At 65.8% G+C, this 20,639-nt stretch carries 19 protein-coding genes and 1 tRNA gene; 9 read left to right on the top strand and 11 right to left on the bottom strand.

Annotation, left to right across the window (positions count from 1 at the left end):
* Window positions 1–69 precede the first annotated feature (69 nt).
* Window positions 70–1,305: a pyridoxal-phosphate dependent enzyme gene (locus tag AC1RLW_RS19640; protein ID WP_493194591.1), complete on the top strand. Its 1,236-nt coding sequence runs from the start codon at window positions 70–72 to the stop codon at window positions 1,303–1,305.
* 21 nt (window positions 1,306–1,326) lie between these two features.
* Here the strand turns inward: AC1RLW_RS19640 and AC1RLW_RS19635 are convergent, their stop codons facing one another.
* Entirely contained in the window at window positions 1,327–1,635 is a 309-nt protein-coding gene (locus AC1RLW_RS19635) for a DciA family protein (RefSeq protein ID WP_062474543.1), read from the bottom strand.
* Between the two features lie 204 nt (window positions 1,636–1,839).
* Between AC1RLW_RS19635 and secA the strand changes: the two genes are divergently transcribed.
* From secA to AC1RLW_RS19610, 5 genes are read left to right on the top strand one after another with little or no spacing between them, the layout of a single operon-like run.
* A complete protein-coding gene (gene secA, locus AC1RLW_RS19630; protein ID WP_493194589.1) occupies window positions 1,840–4,626 on the top strand; it encodes a preprotein translocase subunit SecA in 2,787 nt (928 codons plus the stop codon).
* A gap of 35 nt (window positions 4,627–4,661) precedes the next feature.
* Complete coding sequence (argJ, locus tag AC1RLW_RS19625; RefSeq protein WP_447741594.1) at window positions 4,662–5,891, top strand: bifunctional glutamate N-acetyltransferase/amino-acid acetyltransferase ArgJ; 1,230 nt, start codon at window positions 4,662–4,664, stop codon at window positions 5,889–5,891.
* On the top strand, window positions 5,888–6,763 hold the full coding sequence (locus AC1RLW_RS19620) for an ATP-binding protein (protein ID WP_062474537.1): 876 nt from the start codon (window positions 5,888–5,890) through the stop codon (window positions 6,761–6,763). Before argJ ends, AC1RLW_RS19620 begins: the two co-directional genes overlap by 4 nt.
* Complete coding sequence (locus tag AC1RLW_RS19615; protein WP_493194587.1) at window positions 6,760–7,209, top strand: NUDIX domain-containing protein; 450 nt, start codon at window positions 6,760–6,762, stop codon at window positions 7,207–7,209. The genes AC1RLW_RS19620 and AC1RLW_RS19615 overlap by 4 nt, the downstream gene beginning before the upstream one ends.
* 37 nt (window positions 7,210–7,246) lie before the next feature.
* Complete coding sequence (locus AC1RLW_RS19610; protein ID WP_139700128.1) at window positions 7,247–9,211, top strand: acyltransferase family protein; 1,965 nt, start codon at window positions 7,247–7,249, stop codon at window positions 9,209–9,211.
* 39 nt (window positions 9,212–9,250) lie between these two features.
* On the opposite strand, the gene AC1RLW_RS19605 is transcribed toward AC1RLW_RS19610, so the two are convergent.
* From AC1RLW_RS19605 to AC1RLW_RS19560, 10 genes are all read right to left on the bottom strand, one after another.
* Window positions 9,251–9,460, bottom strand: a complete 210-nt coding sequence (locus AC1RLW_RS19605) for a DNA gyrase inhibitor YacG (RefSeq protein WP_062474531.1) — start codon at window positions 9,458–9,460, stop codon at window positions 9,251–9,253.
* Window positions 9,461–9,468: 8 nt separating this feature from the next.
* The gene (gene zapD / locus AC1RLW_RS19600) at window positions 9,469–10,224 is read right to left on the bottom strand and encodes a cell division protein ZapD (RefSeq protein ID WP_070063618.1); all 756 of its coding nucleotides are present in this window, start codon (window positions 10,222–10,224) and stop codon (window positions 9,469–9,471) included.
* 36 nt (window positions 10,225–10,260) lie between these two features.
* The gene (locus AC1RLW_RS19595) at window positions 10,261–11,292 is read right to left on the bottom strand and encodes an alginate O-acetyltransferase AlgX-related protein (RefSeq protein ID WP_062474527.1); all 1,032 of its coding nucleotides are present in this window, start codon (window positions 11,290–11,292) and stop codon (window positions 10,261–10,263) included.
* A gap of 6 nt (window positions 11,293–11,298) precedes the next feature.
* Window positions 11,299–12,792: an MBOAT family O-acyltransferase gene (locus AC1RLW_RS19590; RefSeq protein WP_095743910.1), complete on the bottom strand. Its 1,494-nt coding sequence runs from the start codon at window positions 12,790–12,792 to the stop codon at window positions 11,299–11,301.
* A 76-nt stretch (window positions 12,793–12,868) separates the two neighbouring features.
* A complete protein-coding gene (gene coaE / locus AC1RLW_RS19585; protein ID WP_493194583.1) occupies window positions 12,869–13,480 on the bottom strand; it encodes a dephospho-CoA kinase in 612 nt (203 codons plus the stop codon).
* Window positions 13,481–13,493: 13 nt separating this feature from the next.
* A complete protein-coding gene (locus AC1RLW_RS19580; protein ID WP_493194582.1) occupies window positions 13,494–14,459 on the bottom strand; it encodes a prepilin peptidase in 966 nt (321 codons plus the stop codon).
* Window positions 14,459–15,688 (bottom strand): type II secretion system F family protein, encoded by a 1,230-nt coding sequence (locus AC1RLW_RS19575; protein ID WP_493194580.1) that lies wholly within the window; start codon window positions 15,686–15,688, stop codon window positions 14,459–14,461. The genes AC1RLW_RS19580 and AC1RLW_RS19575 overlap by 1 nt, the downstream gene beginning before the upstream one ends.
* A gap of 26 nt (window positions 15,689–15,714) precedes the next feature.
* The gene (gene pilB / locus AC1RLW_RS19570; RefSeq protein WP_493194578.1) at window positions 15,715–17,448 is read right to left on the bottom strand and encodes a type IV-A pilus assembly ATPase PilB; all 1,734 of its coding nucleotides are present in this window, start codon (window positions 17,446–17,448) and stop codon (window positions 15,715–15,717) included.
* A gap of 115 nt (window positions 17,449–17,563) precedes the next feature.
* A tRNA-Pro gene (locus tag AC1RLW_RS19565) sits at window positions 17,564–17,640 on the bottom strand.
* Between the two features lie 52 nt (window positions 17,641–17,692).
* Window positions 17,693–18,685 carry a polyprenyl synthetase family protein gene (locus tag AC1RLW_RS19560; protein ID WP_070063612.1) on the bottom strand — a complete coding sequence of 331 codons (993 nt, stop codon included), beginning with the start codon at window positions 18,683–18,685 and terminating at the stop codon, window positions 17,693–17,695.
* A 182-nt stretch (window positions 18,686–18,867) separates the two neighbouring features.
* Here AC1RLW_RS19560 and rplU point away from each other — a divergent pair, with 182 nt between their 5' ends.
* From rplU to cgtA, 3 genes are all read left to right on the top strand, one after another.
* Window positions 18,868–19,179, top strand: coding sequence for a 50S ribosomal protein L21 (gene rplU, locus AC1RLW_RS19555; RefSeq protein ID WP_062474515.1), 312 nt, complete (start codon window positions 18,868–18,870; stop codon window positions 19,177–19,179).
* A 12-nt stretch (window positions 19,180–19,191) separates the two neighbouring features.
* A complete protein-coding gene (gene rpmA, locus AC1RLW_RS19550; protein WP_013543198.1) occupies window positions 19,192–19,452 on the top strand; it encodes a 50S ribosomal protein L27 in 261 nt (86 codons plus the stop codon).
* 72 nt (window positions 19,453–19,524) lie between these two features.
* On the top strand, window positions 19,525–20,601 hold the full coding sequence (gene cgtA, locus AC1RLW_RS19545) for an Obg family GTPase CgtA (RefSeq protein ID WP_062474512.1): 1,077 nt from the start codon (window positions 19,525–19,527) through the stop codon (window positions 20,599–20,601).
* The last annotated feature ends 38 nt before the right edge of the window (window positions 20,602–20,639 follow it).

Genomic DNA, 20,639 nt, shown 5'->3' with positions numbered 1-20,639 from the left:
ACTCCCGTATCGTGGATTTTGTTGATTTTGAATAAGATTCGGTCACATTTATTAACGAGTCAACGATCCGTGACCCCATCGCCCGTTCTGGACTTCAAGTTCACCGCGCCGCCGGAGAGCCCCGCGCAGACCTTCCTGCCGGGGCGGCCGGCCGGGGTGCTCGGCCGCTCGTTCACGCCGCAGCGCAATCCGCGCCTGCAGGGGCTGCAGTGCCTGCGCTGCGACGCGCTGTACCCGGTCACGCTCGCCAACGACGGCTGCCCGGCCTGCCGGCAGGCCGGCTTTCACGTCGGGCTGCGCGCCAGCTACCGACCCGGCGGCCCGGACGTGGTGCCGATGCCGTACGTGCAGGGCTTTTCGCTCGGCGAGGGCAACACGCCGCTGCACGACATGCCGGAGCTCGCGCGGCAGTTCGACATCGCGCGCCTGAGCATCAAGGACGAGTCGCGCAACCCGACCGGCTCGCCCAAGGACCGGCTGACCGCGATGGGCGTGGCGCAGGCGCTGGACGCCGGCGCCCACACGCTGGTGCTTGCCTCGTCGGGCAACACGGCGGTGTCGGCGGCCCACTACGCCTGGGCCGCGGGGCTCGGTTGCGAGGTGGCCACGTACGAGGCGATGCCCGCCACCTACGCCCGCCAGCTCGACGCGCTGGGCGCGCGGCGCTATGTGTTCGCCGACAACACCGGCCGCTGGGGCTTCGTGCGCGAGCGCTCGCAGTACCCGGGGTATTTCGCGCTCTCCAACTACCGCCTGCCCGCGCTGGGCAGCGCACCCTTGGGCGTGGAGGGCTACAAGGCCATCGCCGAAGAGTGCCTGAAGGACGGCGGCCTGCCCGATCACGTCGTGGTGCCGACCGGGCGCGGCGACATGGCCTGGGGCATCTACGCCGGTTTTCGTGAGCTGCTGGCGGCGGGGCGCATCGCGCGCCTGCCGCGGATGTGGCTGGTCGAGCCCTTCCCGCGGCTGTCGCGCGTGCTCGGCGGCGGGGCGCTCAACGGCAGCTACCCCGGTCGCACGGCGCAGCTGTCGAGCGCGGGCGCGACGGTCACTTACCTGCAATGGCAAGCCGCCACGGCCAGCGGCGGCGGTGCCGTGGTGGTGGGCGACGACGAGGCCCGCGCGGCGCGGCGGCTGCTCACCGCGGCCGGCGTGAGCGCCGAACTCGCGGCAGCGGCGGGCCTGGGGGCCGTGCGGCAACTGCGCGAGGCCGAGAGCATCGCAGCCGATGCGCATGTCGTGATGGTGCTGACCTCCGACGCGTCGAGCGACCCGAGCTGGCCCGACCGCGCCGTGGCCGCCTGAGGCGGTGTGCAATCCCGGGGCTCAGCGCCCCGTGTGCACCTTGATGCGGATCGTCGCGACGTCCCAGCCCCGGTTCTTCAGCCGCGTGACCAGCATCGGCGACAGCTGTCGCAGCTTGGCGGCCGCGGCGCTGCCCTTGACCAGCAGGCACCACACGTCGCCCTCGGCCGGCCCCGGCTGGATGGCCGCGCGCATGGCCGGCGGAATCAACCCTTCGATGGCCTTCAGTCGCTCGGCCGTGTCCCGCGCGCGCGCCATCAGGCTCCCCAGGGTGGGGGCGCCTGCCGCAGCATCGTGCAGTGAAATGGCGGGGGGCAGTCGGCGATACATGGGTAATCCAGGGGTTAGAAACAAGACAGCTAAAATGCCCGGTTTGCCGACGCGTGCGTCGGCGTTTGTTCCGGAACGGGGCCATCCGACTTCGAGACTTGCGAAGCTTGCATTCGAAGAAGGTGCGCCCAACTGCTTTCACCATATCTTAGGGAATCCGGTCGCAGTGCCTGTCGTGTCAGGTGCCCGCCCCTCTCCACGCCCATGGCAACCAACTTCCTGACCCAGATCTTCGGCAGTCGCAACGACCGGCTCCTCAAGCAGTATCGCAAGACGGTGACGCGCATCAATGCGCTCGAACCCGAATTCGAAAAGCTCAGCGACGACGCGCTGCGCGCCAAGACGCAGGAATTCAAGGACCGCATCGCCAAGGGCGAGTCGCTCGACGACCTGTTGCCCGAAGCCTTCGCCACCGTGCGCGAAGGCTCCAAGCGCGTCATGAAGATGCGCCACTTCGACGTCCAGCTGCTCGGCGGCATGGCGCTGCACAACGGCAAGATTTCCGAAATGCGCACCGGCGAAGGCAAGACGCTGACCGCCACGCTGCCCGTGTACCTGAACGCGTTGTCCGGCAAGGGCGTGCACGTGGTCACGGTGAACGACTACCTGGCCAACCGCGACGCGACCTGGATGGGCCGCCTGTACAACTTCCTGGGCCTGTCGGTCGGCATCAACCTGCCGCAGATGCCACGCGAAGAGAAGCAGGCCGCCTACGGCAGCGACATCACGTACGGCACGAACAACGAGTACGGCTTCGACTACCTGCGCGACAACATGGTCTACGAGCCCGGCGACCGGGTGCAGCGCGGCCTGAACTACGCGATCGTCGACGAGGTGGACTCCATCCTGATCGACGAGGCCCGCACGCCGCTGATCATCAGCGGCCAGGCCGAAGACCACACCGACCTGTACCTGGCGATCAACAGGGTGGTGCCGCTGCTCAAGAAGCAGGAAGGCGAAGCCGATCCGCGCACGGGCGAGGGCGTCACGGTGCCCGGCGACTTCACGGTCGACGAGAAGACCCACCAGGTGTTCCTGACCGAAGACGGCCACGAGAACGCCGAGCGCATCCTGGGCGAGCTCAAGCTGATTCCCGAAGGCGCGTCGCTGTACGACCCGGCCAACATCACGCTGATGCATCACCTGAATGCCGCGCTGCGTGCCCGCCACCTGTACCACCGCGACCAGCACTATGTGGTGCAGCAGGGCGAAGTGGTCATCGTCGACGAATTCACCGGCCGCCTCATGAGCGGCCGCCGCTGGAGCGACGGCCTGCACCAGGCCGTGGAAGCCAAGGAAGGCGTCGAGATCCAGGCCGAGAACCAGACGCTGGCCTCGATCACCTTCCAGAACTACTTCCGCTTGTACGGCAAGCTGGCCGGCATGACCGGCACGGCCGACACCGAGGCCTACGAATTCCAGGAAATCTACGGTCTCGAGACCACGATCATTCCGCCGAACCGCATCAGCAAGCGCGACGACCAGCTCGACCGCGTCTACAAGACCACGCGCGAGAAGTACGAAGCGGCGATCCAGGACATCCGCGAGTGCTACGAGCGCGGCCAGCCGGTGCTGGTGGGCACTTCGTCCATCGAGAACTCGGAAATCATCGACGCCCTGCTCGAGAAGGCAGGCCTGCCGCACCAGGTGCTCAACGCCAAGCAGCACGCCCGCGAAGCCGACATCGTGGCGCAGGCCGGTCGCACGAAGATGATCACCATCGCGACCAACATGGCCGGCCGCGGTACCGACATCGTGCTGGGCGGCAACATCGAGAAGATGATCGAGGCGATCGAGGCCGACGAAGGCCGCGACGAAGCCACCAAGCAGGCCGACATCGCCCACGTGCGCGCCGAGTGGACCAAGGACCACGAGTTCGTGAAGTCGCTGGGCGGCCTGCGCATCATCGCCACCGAACGCCATGAGTCGCGCCGCATCGACAACCAGCTGCGCGGCCGTTCGGGCCGCCAGGGCGACCCGGGTTCGTCGCGCTTCTACCTGAGCCTGGACGATCCGCTCATGCGCATCTTCGCGGGCGACCGCGTGAAGGCGATCATGGACCGCCTGAAGATGCCCGACGGCGAAGCCATCGAAGCCGGCATCGTCACGCGCAGCATCGAGAGCGCGCAGCGCAAGGTCGAGGCGCGCAACTTCGACATCCGCAAGCAGCTGCTCGAGTACGACGACGTGTCGAACGACCAGCGCAAGGTGATCTACCAGCAGCGCAACGACATCCTCGACGCGGCCGACCTCACGGCGCAGATCGCCGCGCTGCGCGAAGGCTGCTTCACCGACCTCGCGCGCCAGTACGTGCCGCGCGAATCGGTCGAAGAGCAATGGGACCTCGACACCCTCGAGAAGAGCCTGTTCACCGAGTGGGGCATCGACATGCCGCTCAAGCAGCAGGTCGAGGCCTCCGAAGCCATCTCCGACGAGGAAGTGGTCGAGAAGATCGTGGCCTACGCCAACGAGAGCTTCGACGCCAAGGTCACGCTGATCGGCCAGGAGAACTTCACCCAGTTCGAGCGCATGGTGCTGCTGCAGAGCATCGACACCCACTGGCGCGAACACCTGGCCTCGCTCGACTACCTGCGCCAGGGCATCCACCTGCGCGGCTATGCACAGAAGCAGCCCAAGCAGGAATACAAGCGCGAGGCCTTCGAGCTCTTCGGCCAGCTGCTTGATTCGGTCAAGAACGAAGTCACGCGCCAGCTCATGACGGTGCGCGTGCAGTCGGGCGAACAGCTCGAGCAGGCGGCCGAGGAAATGGAAAGCCGCGGCGAGAACGTCTCGAACATCACCTACACCGCGCCCACCGAGACCGGCGAGGTCGAGGTGCGCGTCGACGAAGAGAACCAGCGCCGCCTGGCGGCTGTCGGCACCGGTGCCCTGAGCGCCGAAGCCGCCGCCTTTGCGCGCGTCGGCCGCAACGACCCCTGCCCCTGCGGCAGCGGCAAGAAGTACAAGGCGTGCCACGGCAAGCTGAACTGAGCTGAAGTCCCGCACCTTTCATTGAGAGAAATCCCATGCCCGTGAACCTGTCCGCTCCCGATCCCGCCGCCTTGTTCGCGGTGCCCGGCGTCCGCATCGGCGTGGCCGAAGCCGGCGTGCGCAAGGCCAACCGCAAGGACCTGACCGTCGTGCTGATCGACGAAGGCTCGGCGGTCGGCGGCGTGTTCACGCAGAACCGCTTCTGCGCCGCCCCGGTGCAGGTCTGCCGCGATCACCTGAAGGCCAACTACGGCATCCGCGCGATGGTGATCAACACCGGCAACGCCAACGCCGGCACCGGCGAAGACGGCCTGATGCGCACGCGCTCCACCTGCATCGCGCTGGCGCGTCACCTGGAACTCGCGCCCGAGCAGATCCTGCCGTTCTCGACCGGCGTGATCATGGAGCCACTGCCCGTGGACCGCATCGAAGCCGGTCTGCCGGCCGCGCTGGCCGACGCGTCGGAAAACAACTGGGCCCGTGCCGCCGAAGGCATCATGACCACCGACACGATCCCCAAGGCGTTCAGCCGCCAGGTGAAGATCGGCGGCGCCACGGTCACCATCACCGGCATCAGCAAGGGCGCCGGCATGATCCGTCCGAACATGGCGACCATGCTCGGCTTCATGGCGACTGACGCGAAGATCGACCCGGCGCTGATCCAGCCGCTGGCCACGCAGCTGGCCGATGCCTCGTTCAACCGCGTGACCATCGACGGCGACACCTCGACCAACGACTCGTTCGTGGTCATCGCCACGCAGAAGGCCGCGCACGCCACCATCACCTCGCTCGACTCGGCCGACGGCCAGGCGCTCGTGGCCGCGATGCGCGACGTGGCCCGCCTGCTGGCACAGGCCATCGTGCGCGACGGCGAAGGCGCGACCAAGTTCATCACCATCCAGGTCGACGGCGGCAAGGACGGGGCCGAGTGCCGCCAGGTGGCTTATGCCGTGGCGCATTCGCCGCTGGTCAAGACCGCTTTCTTCGCCAGCGACCCGAACCTGGGCCGCATCCTGGCGGCCGTCGGCTATGCCGGCATTGCCGACCTCGACCAGACCGGCATCGACCTGTTCCTGGACGACGTGCACGTGGCGGTGAAGGGCGGGCGCAACCCGTCGTACCGCGAGGAAGACGGCCAGCGCGTGATGAAGCAGAGCGAGATCACCGTGCGCATCGGCCTGGGCCGCGGCACCGCCAGCGACACCGTGTGGACCTGCGACTTCAGCCACGAATACGTGACCATCAACGCCGACTACCGGTCATGAACGAGCAGTTCCAGAAGCTCATCGAGCGCGCCGAACAGCTCATCGGCCGCATCGAATCGATCCTGCCCCAGCCGCTGGCCGCACCGACCGACTGGAGCGCCTCCATCGCGTGGCGCTACCGCCGCCGCAGCTCCGGCCATGGCGTGCTGGAGCCCGTGAAGCACGTGGCCACGATGGCGCTCGATTCGCTGAGGGAAATCGACGTCCAGAAGGAAAAGATCGAGCGCAACACGCGCCAGTTCGTCGAAGGCAAGCCGGCCAACAACGTGCTGCTGACCGGCGCACGCGGCACGGGCAAGTCGTCGCTCATCCGCGCCTGCCTGCAGGCCTACGCGCCGCAGGGTCTGCGCCTGATCGAGGTCGACAAGGCCGAGCTCACCGACCTGCCCGACATCGTCGAGGTGGTGTCGCAGCGCCCCGAGAAGTTCATCGTCTTCAGCGACGACTTGAGCTTCGACGAGGGCGAGCCGGGCTACAAGGCGCTCAAGTCGATCTTGGACGGATCGATTGCCGCCTCGACGCCCAACGTGCTGATCTACGCGACCAGCAATCGGCGCCACCTGCTGCCCGAGTACATGAAGGACAACCTCACGTACAAGCACACGGACGACGGCGAGGTGCATCCGGGCGAGGTGATCGAAGAGAAGATCTCGCTGTCGGAGCGCTTCGGCCTCTGGGTGAGCTTCTATCCCTTCAGCCAGAACGAATACCTGACGATCGTGGGCCAGTGGCTCTCGTCGTTCGGCGTCGACGACGCGGCGATTGCGGCGGCGCGGCCTGAGGCGCTCGTGTGGGCGCTGGAGCGCGGTTCGCGCAGCGGCCGCGTGGCCTACCAGTTCGCGCGCGACTACGCAGGGCGGGCCGGCGCGTGAGCGAGACGGCACGCAAGCACACCGAAGTGGCCGTCGGCGTGCTGATCCGGCTGGCCGACGAGGCGCTGCTGCTCACCACGCGGCCCGAAGGCAAGGCCTATGCGGGCTACTGGGAGTTTCCGGGCGGCAAGATCGAGGCCGGCGAAACGGTCGAGGAAGCCCTGCGCCGCGAGCTGCAGGAAGAACTGGGCATCACCATTGGCGGCGCCGAGGTCTGGAAGGTCACGGAGCACGACTACCCGCACGCGCTGGTGCGCCTGCACTGGTGCAAGGTGACGGACTGGACCGGCGAGTTCGAAATGCGCGAAAGCCAGGCCATGGCCTGGCAGCAACTGCCGCTCGACGTGGCGCCGGTGCTGCCGGGCGCGCTGCCGGTGCTGGCGTGGCTGGTCGAGGAGCGCGGCCTGCCCGCGTCGGCCGCCGAGGCGGTGTCGACCGTCGCCTGACGACGCACGGCACGACCGTGGTCCAGAAGTAAGAGATATGCATCCCAAGTACCGTGCCGACATCGACGGCCTGCGCGCCGTGGCCGTGGCCTCGGTCGTCATCTTCCATGCGTTCCCGAAGCTGCTGCCTGGCGGCTTCATCGGCGTCGACATCTTCTTCGTGATCTCGGGCTTCCTGATCACGACGATCATCATGCAGAGCCACGCGGCCGGCGATTTCAGCTACCGCGATTTCTATGCGCGGCGCATCCGCCGGATCTTCCCGGCGCTGATGCTGGTACTGGCGGGGGTGCTGGCCTTCGGCTGGTACGTGCTGCTCAACAAGGAATTCGTCGAGCTGGGCAAGCAGGCGCTGGGCGGCGTGGGCTTCGTGGCCAACTTCGTCTTCTGGAGCGAGGCCGGCTACTTCGACACGGCCGCCGAGACCAAGCCGCTGCTGCACCTGTGGTCGCTGGGCATCGAGGAGCAGTTCTACATTTTCTGGCCGCTGCTGCTCGGGCTGGCCTGGCGCCGTCGCTGGCCGATCGTGCGCGTGCTGTGGGTGCTGGCGGTGGTGTCGTTCCTCATCAACGTGACGACGATCCACCCGTTCCGCACGGCGGCCTTCTATTCGCCGGCCTCGCGCTTCTGGGAACTCATGGTGGGCGGCATCCTGGCCTGCATGCGGATGAAGCCGTCGGCACCGAGCGTCTGGCGCAGCCATGTGCAGTCGGTGCTGGGCGTGGGCCTGATCGTGCTGGGCCTCGTGATGATCCGCAGCGACAAGGCCTTCCCCGGCTGGTGGGCACTGCTGCCGACGCTGGGCGCGGTGAGCTGCATCGCCGCCGGCCCGACGGGCGTGCTGAACAAGTACTTCCTGTCGAACCGCGCGATGGTGTGGATCGGCCTGATCAGCTATCCGCTGTACCTGTGGCACTGGCCGCTCCTGGTGTATGCGCGGATCGTCAAGGGCGCGGAGCCGTCGGTGGGCACGCGCGTGACGATGGTGGTAGCGAGCGTGCTGCTGGCCTGGCTGACCTATCGCTTCATCGAGCGGTTCACGCGGGCCCGCCTGGGCGCGGGCATGCTGCGCACGCTCGTGGGCACCGGTGCCTTCGTGGCCGTGGCCGGCGTGGCCGTGCTCAACGGCCTGCCCGCACGCCACAACAGCGAGCTGCTGCAGAAGGTGACCGACGCGACGGTGGACGGCGACTACTACGCCGGCTTTTCCTCGGAGAACTTCGGCCCCTACGCGGTGAATCGCATCGGCAACGGCGCCCGCAAGGTGCTGCTGATTGGCGACAGCCACGTCATCGAATACGGTCCGCGCGCCGCGGAGCTGGCACGCCTCGCGCCCGAGCGCATGGCGACCACGTACTTCTTCACCTACGGCGCGTGCCCGGCCATTCCGAACGTCTTCGCCGAGCAGAACCCCGGCTGCGGCCCGGCCCGCGACCAGTGGATGGCGATGGCACGCGACCCGCAGATCGACACCGTGCTGATCGGCAGCTGCTGGAACTGCTACTTCACGGGCGACTTCCCGCTGGACTATGTGCTGCGCGCGAACGGCGCGTCGCTCTCCCTGACCCGCGGCGACCGCGCCGGCATCGAGCCCTCGCTTGTGGCACTGCAGGCGTGGGTGACCGAGCTGGTCAAACAGAAGAAAAAGGTCTATCTGCTGCTGGACAACGCGCTGGGCGACGACTTCGAACCCCGCCGCATGATCGAGGGCAGCCGGCTGCGCACGTTGTCGGTGGTGGGCAATTCGCCGACCGCGCCCGTGCTCGCCGACCAGGTGAAGCTCAACCAGCGGCTCCTGCAGATCGCGGCCGCCAGCGGTGCGGAGGCGATCGACGTGCTGGGCGCCCTGTGCAAGGACGGCCAGTGCCCGCGGACGATGCCCGACGGTGCGCCGGCCTACAAGGACCACGGCCACCTGCGGCCTGCGTTCACGCGGCAGTTCGCGACCTACCTGGACAAGGTGTTCCTGGAAGAGGGCGTGCAGCCCGCGGCAGCCAACTGACGGCCCCGCAGCTCTGGGCTGCGGCGGCGTGCAGGCAATCTATTGCTGCAGCTTGGGATCGCCGAAGGGCTCTTCGTCGGGCGGTGTCTCCGCCGGCATCCTGAATTCCTCGGTCGCCCAGGCGCCGAAGTCGATGCCCTTGCAGCGTGCGCTGCAGAACGGCCGGAACGGGTTGCGCTCCGCATAAATGCTGTCGCCGCCGCAGGTCGGGCAGCGGACGATGCGTTCGTCTTCTTTCTTCTTGCTCACACCGGGCCTCACGCGCAGAGGGTCAGTTCGAAGGGGGTGTCTTCCGTGCTCGGGTGCAGGCGGTCGTCGGCCTCGTGCCGCATGAGCCGCACCGAGACCATGAGGCGGTTGCCGCTGATTTCGGGGACCAGGCCCAGCTTGGGATCGATGCGCAGCCGCAGCAGCTGGAAGCTGCGTCCCTGCGGCAGGTTCTGCTGGAACTGCCCGTGGGTGGCGATCACCTTGTAGGGCACATCGGCGTCGCGCAGCAGCTTGAGCAGCAGGTAGATCGACGAGGCCAGCGGCGACAGCGTGTTCGACCAGCGTTCCAGGTCGGCGCGGCGGCTGGCTGGGGTGCGGTGCTGCCACGCGTAGTAGGCGGGCAGGTCGAATTCGCAGGTGCCGCCCGGAATGCCGGCGCGGCTGCGGATGCTCATGAGCCACTCGTTCTCGGTGAGTGCCTGTCCCGCCTTGCCGGCCACGCCGTTGAGCGCGCTGAAGTTGCGTTCGAGCTGGTCGACCACCTGGTTCAGCACCGTCTCGGCGATGGCCGGATTGCCCCGGTAGCTGTTGAAGACGTTCTTGTGCTTGTCGAGGTCGCGCAGCACGTCGGCCTTGAGGTCGGCGCGCGCCGCCACGTCCATGATCTCGAAGATCGTGACCAGGGCGTAGTGGTGCGAAAGCGGCGATTCCGAGGGCACCAGTTCCCCGAGGCGACGGAACAGATGCTCCAGCCTCAGGTACGTGCGGATGCGCTCGTTGAAGGGGTACTCGTAGAGGATCACGCGTATTTGTCGGTTTCCTGTCGCGGAATCATAACTTCAGGGCGATTTGGAAGGGGGTGTGGGCATCACTTCACGCACCGCGGCCAGCATGCGCTCGCCGAGTGCGAGCTGTCCGTGCATGGACATGTGCGTGTCGTTCGAGAAGTAGAAGTCGCGGATCTGCGTGTGCTTTTCGCGGGTGAAGGCGTAGAGGTCGGGGCCCAGCTTCGCGTCGCGGAAGCCGCTTTCGAAGTCCTTCGAGAAATCGGGCTTGAGGTAGACCGTGGTCTTGTTGGGCACCACCATCCACAGGAGCGGGATGGTGCTGTGCGCAGCGGTGAAGTTCTTCATTCGCGCCAGCGTGTCGGAGGTCAACGGGCCATTGTCCTCGTCTTCCTGGAAGAAGGGCATCCGGTCGCACTGGCGATGCGAGAAGAATTTGCAACCGTCGGGGACTTTCCTTACCCAGGTGTCACGATCGAAATAGGTGTCTACCGGCGAGTTCTTGGCCTTCCACGTGTGGTAGTAGGTCACGACGCCGGTCATGTACTGCACTTCCCAGTTGGGCGCGAAGGCCGGCACGGTCTCGTCGGGCTCGATGAGGGGCTCGGCCTTGGCGCTGTAGGGGAAGATGGTCTTGCCGTCCTTGCAGCGCTCGCTGTAGCGCATGCGCATGTCCAGCAGGCGCTCCACGCTTTCGATGATGACCAGCTTGCCCTTGAAGCCGGAGTCGTGGACCCACTGGCTGAAGTCGCCGCACAGCGATTCGCCGTACTGGCCCCAGTAGGAGGTCGAGACCCGGTAGCCGGCCTTGGCAAGCACGGACTGCCAGCGGTGCGTCATGGAGAAGCTGTCGCCGACGACCATCACGTCCGCCTGTTCGATGGGCGTGCTGGCAAGGTAGACCGGGTCGACCTTGGGCGGCGGGTCGCGCCAGCCGAACTCGCGCTCGGACAGGCGTCCGATGCGCGTGAGGTCGCCGTAGGGCACCGGGCTGGTGAGCGAAATGATCCACAGGGCCATCAGGACGAAGTAGCCGAAGAGGAAGAACCGCAGCCAGACTTTCGCGGGCGTCGTGGTCGTCGTCATGTCGAATCAGAATTGGAAATAGAGGAAGGGGCTGTAGCCGCCCAGCTTCGAAACGCACCACGCGAACAGTGCGAAGGTACCGATGGCGAGCACCACGGTCGACAGGCGGGCCATCACCGGGCGGCCGGCCATCGACTTCGGGTGAGGAATCCAGCGCTCCAGGGTGATGGTCGGCGGCAGCGTCAGGCAGATGACGATGGCCACCAGCATGAGCTGGAAGAACTCCGGCTTGCGGAACGGCACCTTGCCGAACTCGCTGAACGCCGAGACCGGTGCGCCGTGCAGGCCCAGCATGCCCTTGTAGATGGACATGGCCGTGTTCATGCCGTCGGCGCGGAAGACGATCCAGGCCACCACCACGCACAGGAAGGTCAGCAGCCAGCCCAACACGCGCGCGATGCGCCCCGGGGTGGCGTTGCGACGGACCTTGGCGTTCCAGAGGTGGTTGACCATCAGGAACGCGCCGTGCATCGCGCCCCAGACCACGAAGGTCCAGGCCGCGCCGTGCCACAGGCCGCCCAGCAGCATCGTGAGGAACAGGTTCAGGTAGCGCCGCGCCGGGCCCTTACGGTTGCCGCCCAGCGGCACGTAGAGGTAGTCGCGCAGGAAGGTCGACAGCGAGATGTGCCAGCGGCGCCAGAACTCGATGATGTTGGTCGACTTGTAGGGCGAGCGGAAGTTGAGCGGCAGCTGCACGCCCAGGCACATCGAGAGGCCCACGGCCATGTCCGAGTAGCCCGAGAAGTCGAAATAGATCTGCAGCGTGTAGGCCAGCGCGCCGAACCATGCGGTGTACAGCGTGGGCTCGATGCCCTTGTGAACGCCGTTGAACATCAGGTCGGCGTACTGCCCCATGGGGTCGGCGATCAGCAGTTTCTTGGCGAGGCCGAAGACGAAGATCGTGAGGCCGATGGCGACCTTGTTCGGGTCCATCCGGTAGGTCGCGGGGTTCGCGAACTGCGGCATCATCTGCGCGTGGTGCAGCACCGGGCCCGCGATCAGGTGCGGGAAGTAGGTGACGAACAGCACGTAGTGGATGAAGCTGCGCTCGTGCACCTTGCCCTGCCAGCAGTCGACCAGGAAGGCGATCTGCGTGAAGGTGTAGAACGAGATGCCGATCGGCAGCACGATGTGCACCAGATCGATCGGCGTGAGACCCGCGGCGACCAGCCCCGCATCGACGTTTTCCAGGAAGAAGTTGGCGTACTTGAAGACGGCCAGCACGCCCAGGTTGATCACCAGCGAGGCGATCAGCAGCGTCTTGCGCTTGCGGTCGTTGCGCCCCGGCGCGGGCGTCAGCTGCAGGCCGAACCAGTAGTTGACGCAGATGGAACCCAGCAGCAGCGGCAGGGCCTGCACGCTCCACCAGCCGTAGAAGAACAGCGAGGCCAGTCCGAGGAAGCCGGCGGCGGCGCGGGCGTTGCGCTTGCCGATCAGGAAGAACCCGATCAGGACCAGCGGGAAATAGACAAAAATGAAGGGATACGAGTTGAAAAGCATCTCGGGGAGGGCACTGCAGGGGCGAGCGCCTTTTTGTCGTAATCGTTATAGAGCCGCCGGGGCGGCTGGTCTCGGATTATCGCGTGGTGGCCGCAGCCCACAGCTTCCAGAGACCCCGCACCTCGGTGCCCAGTTCCGCGAGCGTCAACGACTCGTTGTAAATCACGGCGTCGGCGGCGGCCCGGCGCGCCTTGCGCGGCGCCTGCTGGGCGATCACGGCGCGCACGGCCTCGGGCTCCCATCCCGAGCGGGCGACCACGCGCTGCAGTTGCGTGTCTTCGCGGGCATCGACCACCAGCACGCGGTCCACGAGGGCGCGCCAGCGGCCGGATTCGACCAGCAGGGGGACGTCGAACACGACGACGGCGTCGTCGCCGGCGGCGGCTGCCTGGCGTTGCGTTTCGGTGCCGATCAGCGGATGCAGGATGGCTTCGAGGCGGACCTTGGCGCCCGCGTCGGCGAATACGAGCTGGCGCATGGCGGCCCGGTCGAGGCTGCCATCGGGTGCGATGACGGAGGGGCCGAACGCGGCTTCGATGGCGGGCATCGCGATGCCGCCGGCCTGCGCGATGCTGCGTGCGATGGCGTCGGTGTCGACCAGCACCGCCCCTTCGGCCACCAACAGCGACGCGACCGTGCTCTTGCCGCTGCCGATGCCGCCGGTCAGGCCGATGCGCTTCACCGCCATGCCGCTGTCGTTCTCAAAGGGCCAGGGCCCCGAAAGGGAAGGCGAAGGGAATCCACTGCTTGACGACGGCGGGACCGGCCACGAGGCAGATCAGGCCGGCGCCGGCCAGGAAGGGGCCGAAGGCGATGGGAATGTCCTTGTGGGCCAGCTTGCCGGCGAAGCGCAGCGTGAGGCCGATCACGGCGCCCACCACCGACGAGACGAGGATGATCGCAATGAGGTAGTCGGCGCCGAGCCAGGCGCCCAGAGCGGCGAGCAGTTTGAAGTCCCCATGTCCCATGCCTTCCTTGCCTGTGGCCAGACGGTAGGCATGGTACACAAGCCACAGGCTCAGGTAGCCGAACACGGCGCCCCAGACCGCGGTGTTCAGGCTGACGCCGGTCCAGCCCATGGCGGCACCGACCAGGCCGAGCCAGAGCAGCGGGTAGTTCAGGGCGTCGGGCAGGAACTGGGTGTCGAAGTCGATGAGGAACTGGCAGATCAGCACGGCGCCAAAGGCTGCCCAGAGCGCGCCCGTGGGGGTGATGCCGAAACGGTACGCGCACAGGGCGAACAGCGCGCCCGTGATCAGCTCGACAAGGGGGTAACGGGGGCTGATCGAGGTCTTGCAGCTGGCGCACCGGCCACGCAGTACGAGGTAGCTGAGCACGGGGATGTTCTGGTACCAGCGGATCTTGTGGCCGCACGCGCCGCAGCGCGAGGCGGGGCGCGTGAGATCGAAAGGCGGGAGTTTCTCGAGCGCTTCGGCGGCCTTGTCGGCGGCCGCCTCGAGCCCTGCAGGCGGCACGGCCTTCGGGCCGAAGACCAGCGACCAGAGCGAAGGCATGTCCTTCGACGACATGAGGTTGGCGACCGCATCGCTCAGCCAGCCCCGGTACATCATGACCGGGGTGCGGTAGATCACCACGTTGAGAAAACTGCCGATCAATAGCCCCAGCACACCGGCCAACGCGGTGTCGAACCCTTGCGACACCAGCATCAGACGACCTGGCCGAGCTTGAAGATGGGCAGGTACATCGACACCACGATGCCGCCGATGATGACGCCCAGGAACACGATGATGATGGGCTCCATCAGGCTGGACAGGCCGGCGACCATGTCGTCGACTTCGGACTCGTAGAAGTCGGCGGCCTTGCCGAGCATGTGGTCGATCGAGCCGGATTCTTCACCGATGGCGGTCATCTGGATCACCATCGAGGGGAACAGGTTGACGTTGGTCATGGCCGTCGTGAGGCTGGTGCCGGTCGAGACCTCCTGCTGGATCTTGGCGGTGGCGTCGCCGTAGACCGAGTTGCCCGATGCGCCGCCCACGGAATCGAGGGCCTCGACCAGCGGCACGCCGGCTGCGAACATGGTGGCGAGCGTGCGGGTCCAGCGGGCCACGCAGGATTTCTCTATCAGCGTGCCGAAGATGGGAACGCGCAGCAGCAGGCGGTCCATGACTTTCTGGACGCGCTCATTGCGTTTCCACGCTTGCAGAAAGAAGTAAATGCCACCGCCGAGCACGCCGAAGATCAGCCACCAATAGGAAACAAAAAATTCGCTGATCGCCATGACGAATAACGTCGGCGCAGGCAGGTCGGCGCCGAACGAGGTGAACACCTCCTTGAACGCCGGGATCACGAAGATCATGATGATCGCCACCACCACGAAGGCCACGACGACCACCGAGGTCGGGTACATCAATGCCGACTTGATCTTGGACTTGATCGCTTCGGTCTTTTCCATGTAGGTCGCCAAGCGGTCGAGCAGGTCCTCCAGAATACCGGCCGCCTCACCGGCTTCCACCAGGTTGCAATAGAGGTTGTCGAAGTACTTCGGAAACTTGCGAAAAGCGGCCGAAAGCGAGGTGCCGGTCTCGACATCGCTGCGGATGTCGTTCAGCAGCTTGGCGACGCTCGGGTTCGCGTTGCCGCGGCCCACGATGTCGAAGGACTGCAGCAGTGGCACCCCAGCCTTCATCATGGTCGCGAGCTGGCGCGTGAAGATCGCGATGTCCTTGGGCTTGATCGCCTTGCCCGAGCGCATGCGGCGCTTCTTGATCTTGGACGCCAGCACGCCCTGGCGACGCAAGGCCGCCTGCACCTGGTTCTCCCCGGCGGCGCGAAGTTCGCCGCGCACCAGCTTGCCGTTGCGGTCCTTGCCTTCCCATTCGAAGACGAATTCCTTGTGCGTGACCTGGGAGCGGGAGGATGCCACTGTTGCCATTCGATCTCCGGTGTTCAGTGTGTTCGTTATAGGTTGGTGCAGGCGACGACTTCTTCGAGTGAAGTGAGACCCTGCATGACTTTGCGAAGGCCGGACTGGCGCAGCGAGCGCACGCCTTCGGCTTCGGATTGGTTCGCGATGTCCAGCGCGCTGCCGTCGCGCAGGATGATTTCCTGGATGGCTTCAGAAATCGGCATTACCTGGTAGATGCCGACCCGGCCCTTGTAGCCGCCGCTGCAGGCGGCGCAGCCGACCGGGCGGTAGGGCTTCCAGGTGCCGTTGATGTCTTCCTCTTTGAAGCCGGCATCGAGCAGGGCTTCGCGTGGGATGTCGATCGGCGCGCGGCACAGCATGCACAGCCGGCGCGCGAGGCGTTGCGCGGTGATCAGGATCACGCTCGACGCGATGTTGAACGGCGCGATGCCCATGTTGCGCATGCGCGTGAGCGTGGTCGGGGCGTCGTTGGTGTGCAGCGTCGACAGCACCAGGTGACCGGTTTGCGCGGCCTTGATCGAGATATCGGCGGTTTCGAGGTCGCGGATTTCGCCGACCATGATGATGTCGGGATCCTGCCGCAGGAAGGCACGCAGCGCGGCCGCGAAAGTGAGGCCGGCCTTCTCGTTGACGTTGACCTGGTTGACGCCGGGCAGGTTGATTTCCGACGGGTCTTCCGCCGTCGCGATGTTGACGCCGGGCTGGTTGAGCAGGTTCAGGCAGGTGTACAGCGACACGGTCTTGCCCGAACCCGTGGGGCCGGTCACCAGCACCATGCCATAGGGGCGGCCGATGGCGTGGAGGAGCCGCTCTTTCTCGTCGGCGTCGTAGCCCAGGGCGTCGATGCCCATGCGTGCGCTGCTCGGGTCCAGGATACGAACGACGATCTTCTCGCCGAACAGCGTGGGCAGCGTGCTCACGCGGAAGTCGATCACGCGGTCGGGGCCGATCTTGAGCTTCATGCGGCCGTCTTGCGGCACGCGCTTCTCCGAGATGTCGAGCCGCGAAATGACCTTGATGCGCGAGGCCAGCTTGTCCTTGATGACCGTGGGTGGGCTGGCGATTTCGCGCAGCTCGCCGTCGACCCGGAAGCGCACCCGGTAGTGGTGTTCGTAAGGCTCGAAGTGGATGTCCGACGCTCGCATGCTCACGGCATCGAGCAGCATCTTGTGCAGGAAGCGCACCACGGGTGCGTCTTCGACTTCGGCAATGGCCTGCTCGTTGGCATCTCCCGAGGTATCGGCGGTGACATCGTCGAACTCGAACTCGGTGCCGACGATGCTGTTGATGGTTTCGGCCGCGCTGACTGCAGCGGCTTCGATCATGCGCGAGAGCTTGTCGTACTCCGCAATGACCCAGTCCACGCCCATCTGCGACGCAAACTTGATCTTTTCCGCGGCTTGCTGGTCCGACGGGTCGGCCGTCGCGACGATCAGGCGGTTGTTGCGCTTGCTGAGAACGACGATGCGGTACGCATGGCAGAGCTTCGGATCGAGCAGGTCCTTGGGCAGGCGCTGGTGATCGATGGCATCGAGGTCGAGCAGCGGGGCGCCGAAGGCGCTCGACAGGGTGTGGGCGAGGTCCGCAGCCGAAACGGCGCCGGTGCCGGTCAGTTCGGCGATGAAGCTGGTGCGGCCGCTCAGCGACTTCTGATAGATGTCTTCGGCTGTCTTCGCCGCGAGCTTGCCGGCCGACACAAGGGCGCGCGCCAAGCCGGGAAGGGCGATCTGCGTAGTTTCTTTAACGGGAATTTCGGCAGCGGCCATTCAGCGAATGCAAAAGATGTGAAAAAGTGCTTCACGATCATCGCTGAACACGCCTGTGCTGTAAATCGTTACACAGCAACAGGGGCTGACATTAACTGGACCAGTCGAGAAAAACTGGTCGGGGTGAGAGGATTCGAACCTCCGGCCTCTACGTCCCGAACGTAGCGCTCTACCAGGCTAAGCTACACCCCGATTGGTTGCAAGAAAAAGAACTCGTCCTAGATGCCAACTCTGTGGAGGTGTTTCAGGCACGTCGCTCAAGCAACTGAGCCGCTAATTGTAGCAAACCTGAAGCGTGCAAATTCGACGGAAGGTCGCGCAATGCATGAATTGCGCGTTCGGCCTCTGCTGCAGCGGCTGCGCGCGAAGCTTCCAGCGCGCCGGTTTCGCGAACGATCTCGACGATTTTCCCCAGCTGGGCGGTGTCGCCGGCCTCGATGGCGGCACGCACCAGTGCGCTCTGCTCGGGGGTACCGCGTTGCATGGCGAAAATCAGTGGCAAAGTGGTCTTGCCTTCGCGCAGGTCGTCGCCGACGTTCTTCCCGGTTTCCTGGGCATCGCCTGCGTAATCGAGCACATCGTCGATCACCTGGAAGGCGGTGCCCAGCGCTTGTCCGTAGGTGGCGCAGGCCTCTTCGACTTCGGGCGTCGTGCCGGCCAGCACGGCCGCCAGTCGGGTGCTTGCCTCGAAGAGCTTGGCGGTCTTGGAGCGAATCACGCGCAGGTACGCTGCTTCGTCCAGCGAGGCGTCGTGCATGTTCATCAGCTGCAGCACTTCGCCTTCCGCGATCACGTTGGTCGCTTCGGCCAGGATCTGCATGATGCGCATGTTGTTTGCATCCAACATCATCTGGAAGGCGCGCGAGTACAGGAAGTCGCCCACCAGCACGCTGGCTGGGTTGCCGAAGGATTCGTTGGCGGTGGCGCGGCCGCGGCGCAGGGTCGATTCGTCGACCACGTCGTCGTGCAGCAGGGTCGCGGTGTGGATGAACTCCACCACGGCCGCCAGGTTGAAGCGCTGTTCGCCCGTGTAGCCGAGCGCGCCTGCCATGAGCAGCAGCAGCGCCGGCCGCAGCCGCTTGCCGCCGGCCGAGATGATGTATTGCGAAACCTGGCTGACCAGCGGAACGCCAGTATTGAGGCGTTGGGCGATCACACGGTCGACTTCGACCATGTCGCCGGCAATCAGGTCCAGCACGGTGGCGGTGGGGGAGGTGTCGGCGGCGGGAACTGGCAAAGCGAAGGCGCGGGGCGCTGCGAGGATGAGGGCGGCCCTGGAGGCCGGAACGCGCGAATTATAGGGAGCCGTGCACGATTCCCTGGAGCGTCTCAACGTCGGGGTGGTGAGTGTCCGCAAACCGCGCTATAATCTTGGGCTCTGCGGAATTCGCTGCGGAGACTCATTTCTAAGAGGTTTACATGTACGCGGTCATAAAAACCGGCGGCAAGCAGTATCGCGTTGCTTCCGGCGAGAAAATTAAAGTAGAACAGATTGCTGCGGACGTAGGCCAGGAAATCGTGATCGACCAGGTTCTGGCTGTCGGAAACGGCGCTGAAATCAAGGTTGGCACGCCCCTGGTGTCCGGCGCAACGGTGACAGTCACGGTGCTGTCGCACGGCCTGCACGACAAGGTTCGCATCTTCAAGATGCGCCGTCGCAAGCACTATCAAAAACGTCAAGGCCATCGCCAGCAGTTCACCGAACTGCAAATCGGCGCGATCGCCGGCTAAGGAGCAGATTCCATGGCACAGAAAAAAGGCGGCGGCTCCACGCGAAACGGGCGCGATTCCAAGCCCAAGATGCTCGGCGTGAAGGCCTTCGGCGGCGAACTGATCAGCGCAGGCTCGATCATCGTGCGCCAGCGCGGCACCCAGTTCCACCCCGGCGTGAACGTCGGCGTGGGCAAGGACCACACGCTCTTCGCCCTGGTCGACGGCCACGTGTCGTTCGGTCACAAGGGTGCGCTGAACAAGCACATGGTCAACGTGACGCCCGCGGCCTAAGCCCCGCAGTCACTTCGATCTTTCCGAGGCCCCGCATTGCCGGGGCTTCTTCATTTGTAAACTGGACATCCCATGAAGTTCGTCGACGAAGCCTTCATCGACATCGCCGCGGGCGATGGCGGCAACGGCTGCGTGTCGTTCCGTCATGAGAAGTACAAGGAGTTCGGCGGCCCCAATGGCGGCGACGGCGGCCGTGGCGGCCACGTGTTCGCGGTGGCCGACTCGAACCTCAACACCCTGGTCGATTTCCGCTACTCGCGCCGGCACGAAGCCAAGCGCGGCGAGCACGGCATGGGCTCCGACATGTTCGGCGCCGCCGGCGACGACATCGTCCTCAAGATGCCCGTCGGCACGATCATCACCGACGCTGAGACGGGTGAGGTGTTGTACGAGCTGCTCAAGGACGGCGAGGTCATCACCATCGCCAAGGGCGGCGACGGCGGCTTCGGCAACATGCGCTTCAAGAGCGCGATCAACCGCGCGCCGCGCCAGAAGACGCCCGGCTGGCCCGGCGAGAAGAAGAGCCTCAAGCTCGAACTCAAGGTGCTGGCCGATGTGGGCCTGCTGGGTATGCCGAATGCCGGTAAATCGACGCTGATCAGCGCCGTTTCGAACGCCCGCCCGCGCATTGCCGACTACCCCTTCACCACGCTGCACCCGAACCTCGGTGTCGTGCGCGTCGGCCCCGAGCAGAGCTTCGTGGTGGCCGACCTGCCCGGTCTGATCGAAGGTGCCTCGGAAGGCGCAGGCCTTGGTCACCTGTTCCTGCGCCACCTGCAGCGCACCCGCTTGCTGCTGCATGTGGTCGACATGGCACCGTTCGACGACAGCGTCGACCCGGTCGCCCAGGCCAAGGCCCTCGTGGCCGAGCTCAAGAAGTACGACGCGGCGCTGCACGAGAAGCCGCGCTGGCTGGTGCTGAACAAGCTGGACATGGTGCCGGACGACGAGCGCGCCGCGCGCGTCAAGGACTTCGTCAAGCGCCTGCGCTTCAAGGGCCCGGTCTTCGAGATCTCGGCGCTCACGCGCGAAGGCTGCGAGCACCTGATCAAGGCCGTGTACCAGCAGGTCAAGGCGCAGCAGGTGGCCGAGCACGAAACCGTCGTGGTCGATCCGCGCTTCGTTCCGCTGCCGCCCGAAGGAAACTGAGGGCGTCGCGGCACCTTCGGTGCTGCAAAATGGATAGC

Source organism: Variovorax sp. GW822-FHT04A09 (genome assembly GCF_058801005.1).
Note: the sequence above shows the minus strand (reverse complement) of the source record. Positions and strands in the feature narration are given on the sequence as shown.